Consider the following 3,447-nt stretch of genomic DNA (forward strand, 5'->3'; position numbering starts at 1 on the left):
GGCCCGCTCGACGACCTCCGCCCCGCTGAACTCCCGCCCGGCGACGACCAGCGCGGGCTCGTCCGGATCCACCGGAGCGAAGGGTGCGAACCGGTCGCCCTGCCCCGGCACCTCCACGGCGTAGTCGACGAACCCCTCCGGCGGCTGCGGGAACCGCCCGCCCAGCGGCCGCAGCGCCAGCGCGACCCGCTCCCCGGAGCACGCCCGAGCCGCCTCCAGCGTGTCCGGCCCGCTCACCACCACGTCGGCCGCGGCCGGATCGCCGCCCACGTCCGCGACCACCCCCACCGACGCGCACGCCAGCAGCCACACCGCCGTCTGCCAGTGTGCGGGCAGCAACAGCGTCACCCGGTCACCCGGCGCCGCGGCGAGGTCGCCCTGGAGGAGGTTCGAGGTCTTGGCCACCCAATTGGCGAAGGTGGCCACGGACAATTCGACACGTTCGCCCGTGGCATCGTCGTAGAAGGTCACCAGGGGGCGTCCGGGATCCGCGGCGAGCGCGGAACGCAGCAGGTCGGCAGGGGTGCGATCAGTGGCGTTCACCCGCGAAAGCGTACGCGGGCGCGCGGTCGGCCACCTCCGCGCGGGGCCACCGGTTCGGCGCAACGGCACCCGACGGTCCGTCAGTTCCCCGATGGACAGATTTATATGACTATGTCCACGATCGGGAGCATGCGTGGACTTCTTGCTTCCTCCGTCGGCGTCACCTGCGCGGTCGCCCTCGCCCTTCCCCTCACCTCGCCCGCCGCCGCGGCGAGACCGGTGTCACCGGCGACCGCGAGACCGGCGTCGGCCGCGGAAGCGCTCGGGGGCACCCAGTCGCTGCCCCTCGCGCCCCTCGCCTCCCGTGACCGCACCCTCGCGCCGGTCGCCGAACAGGGCCTGCCCCGCCGGGACGTACGGCACTTCTCCCTCGTGGGCGTGGTCTGGGACGATCCGGACACCGTGCTGCACGGCCGCGTCCAGGTCCGCACCCGCGCGTCCGGCACCGACACCTGGACGGGCTGGCAGGACCTGGAGACCCACAACGACGACGCCGCCGACCCCGGCACCGCCGAGCGCACCTCCGGCCGCGTCCGCGGCGCCACCGCACCGCTGTGGGTGGGTGACTCCGACGGCGTGGAGGTACGGGTCCGCGCCGAGGCCGACCGCAGGACCGAGGACACGGCCCGCGGCTCCCGTACGGCGACCACGACCGCCCCGCTCCCGGCGGGTCTGCGTCTGGAACTCGTGGACCCGGGGGAGAGCGCGCCGGCGCCCGTCCGGCAGGAGAGCGCGGCGGGCGCACCCCGGCGCGCCCTCGCACCCCGCTCCGCGCCCACCGCCGACCCCGCCGAATCCGCCGAGTCCGCCGACGACCTCGCCCGGACGGACGCGGCCGCCGCCAACGACGGTCTCGCCGGCCCCGACGCCACCGAGATCCCGGCGCTGGACCGGCAGCAGACCGAAGAGGAGCTGTACACCCTGCGTGCCGGGCAGTTGACGGGGCAGCAGCGGGTGAAGCCGTACATCGGACCGCGCCCGCGCATCGTCACCCGCCGCGGCTGGGGCGCCGACGAGCGGCTGCGCGAGGGGAAGTTCGTCTACACGAAGAAGGTCAAGGCGGCCTTCGTCCACCACACGGCGTCCGGCAACGGGTACCGCTGCACGCAGGCACCCTCACTCATCCGCGGTATCTACCGCTACCACGTCAAGAGCATGGGCTGGCGGGACATCGGCTACAACTTCCTCGTCGACAAGTGCGGAAACATCTACGAGGGCCGCGCCGGCGGGGTGGCGAAGCCGGTCCTCGGCGCCCACACCCTCGGCTTCAACTCCAACAGCATGGGGATCGCCGTCCTCGGCAGCTACGGCTCCAAGAAGCCGCCCGCCGCCGTGACGAAGGCCGTCGCACGGCTCGCCGCGTGGAAGCTCGGTCTCCACGGCGCCAACCCCAAGGGCAAGACGTATCTGAAGTCGGGCGGTGGCAACCTCTATCCGAAGGGTAGGAAGGTACGACTGAACGTGATCTCCGGCCACCGGGACGGCTTCGCCACCCAGTGCCCCGGATGGCAGCTCTACCGCAAACTCGGGTCCACCCGTACGACAGCCGCCCGTCTCCAGGGTCGTTGACGGTCGCCGCAGGCCGGGGAGAGTGCGCGGGGGAGTCCGTACCACCCGTTTCACCGCCGTCGGGGGGCAGGCGCGAATGCCGCACGGCCGCCGAAGGTGCCGCACAACGGTCTGCATACACTGGCCGGTCGAAAGACAGTTCGGGCCGGTCCCGGCAGGAAGCGGAGACGACAGGTGACAGAAGCGATCCTCCTGGTCGGCGGCAAGGGCACGAGGCTGCGACCCCTCACGGTCCATACGCCCAAGCCCATGGTCCGCGCGGCCGGCGTCCCCTTCCTCACGCATCAGCTGGCCAGAGCCAGAGCGGCGGGCGTCGATCACATCGTCCTCGCGACGAGCTACCTGGCCGAGGTCTTCGAACCGCACTTCGGGGACGGTTCGGCCCTGGGGCTCCACCTCGAGTACGTCACCGAGGAGGAGCCCCTCGGCACCGGCGGCGCGATCCGCAACGTGGCCTCCCGGCTGCACTCCGCCCCCGACGACCCGGTCCTGATCTTCAACGGCGACATCCTGACGGGCCTGGACATCAGGGCCCTGGTGCGCACCCACGAGACCACGCACGCCGACGTCTCCCTCCACCTCACCAAGGTCACGGACCCCCGGGCCTACGGCCTGGTCCCCACCGACGAGACCGGCCGGGTCCTGGCCTTCCTGGAGAAACCCCAGACTCCCGAGGAGATCGTCACCGACCAGATCAACGCGGGGGCGTACGTCTTCCGCCGCTCGGTCATCGACACGATCCCGCAGGGCCGCCCGGTCTCGGTCGAACGCGAGACCTTCCCCGAGCTCCTGTCGGCCGGAGCCCACCTCCAGGGCATGGTCGACTCGACGTACTGGCTGGACCTCGGCACCCCCGCCGCCTTCGTGCGCGGCTCGGCGGACCTGGTCCTCGGCCGGGCCCCCTCCCCGGCGGTCCCCGGCCGCTGCGGCGACCGTCTGATCCTCCCCACGGCCCGGGTCGCCCCCGATGCCAAGCTGACGGACGGCACGGTGGTCGGCGAGGGCGCGTTCGTCGCCGAGGGCGCCCGGGTCTCCGGATCGACGATCCTGCCGGGCGCGGTGATCGAACCGGGCGCCGTCATCACCGACTCGCTGATCGGCACCAGGGCACGCGTGGGCGAACGCTCCGTCCTCACGGGCACGGTCATAGGCGACGGCGCGGTCGTCGGCGCCGACAACGAACTGCTGGACGGCACGAGAATCTGGTGCGACGCGAGGATCCCGGCGGGAGCGGTCCGCTTCTCGTCGGACCAGTGAGGCCGGCCCGCCCATGAGCCCAGGTGAATCCAGCCCCTCCGGCGTTTGAGGAGCGGGGGTCCGGGGGCGGAGCCCCTG

At 72.7% G+C, this 3,447-nt stretch carries 3 protein-coding genes; 2 read left to right on the top strand and 1 reads right to left on the bottom strand.

What is annotated here, in order from left to right:
* The coding region (locus EHS43_RS40405; RefSeq protein ID WP_125195521.1) for a TIGR03089 family protein at nt 1-543 on the bottom strand (543 nt) is incomplete at its 3' end.
* 129 nt (nt 544-672) lie between these two features.
* Here EHS43_RS40405 and EHS43_RS40410 point away from each other — a divergent pair.
* Nucleotides 673-2,112 carry an N-acetylmuramoyl-L-alanine amidase gene (locus EHS43_RS40410; protein WP_125195522.1) on the top strand — a complete coding sequence of 480 codons (1,440 nt, stop codon included), beginning with the start codon at nt 673-675 and terminating at the stop codon, nt 2,110-2,112.
* Nucleotides 2,113-2,286: 174 nt separating this feature from the next.
* Nucleotides 2,287-3,369, top strand: coding sequence for an NDP-sugar synthase (locus EHS43_RS40415; RefSeq protein WP_125195523.1), 1,083 nt, complete (start codon nt 2,287-2,289; stop codon nt 3,367-3,369).
* The last annotated feature ends 78 nt before the right edge of the window (nt 3,370-3,447 follow it).

The sequence above is a fragment of the Streptomyces sp. RP5T genome (genome assembly GCF_003933965.1).
Classification (GTDB): domain Bacteria; phylum Actinomycetota; class Actinomycetes; order Streptomycetales; family Streptomycetaceae; genus Streptomyces.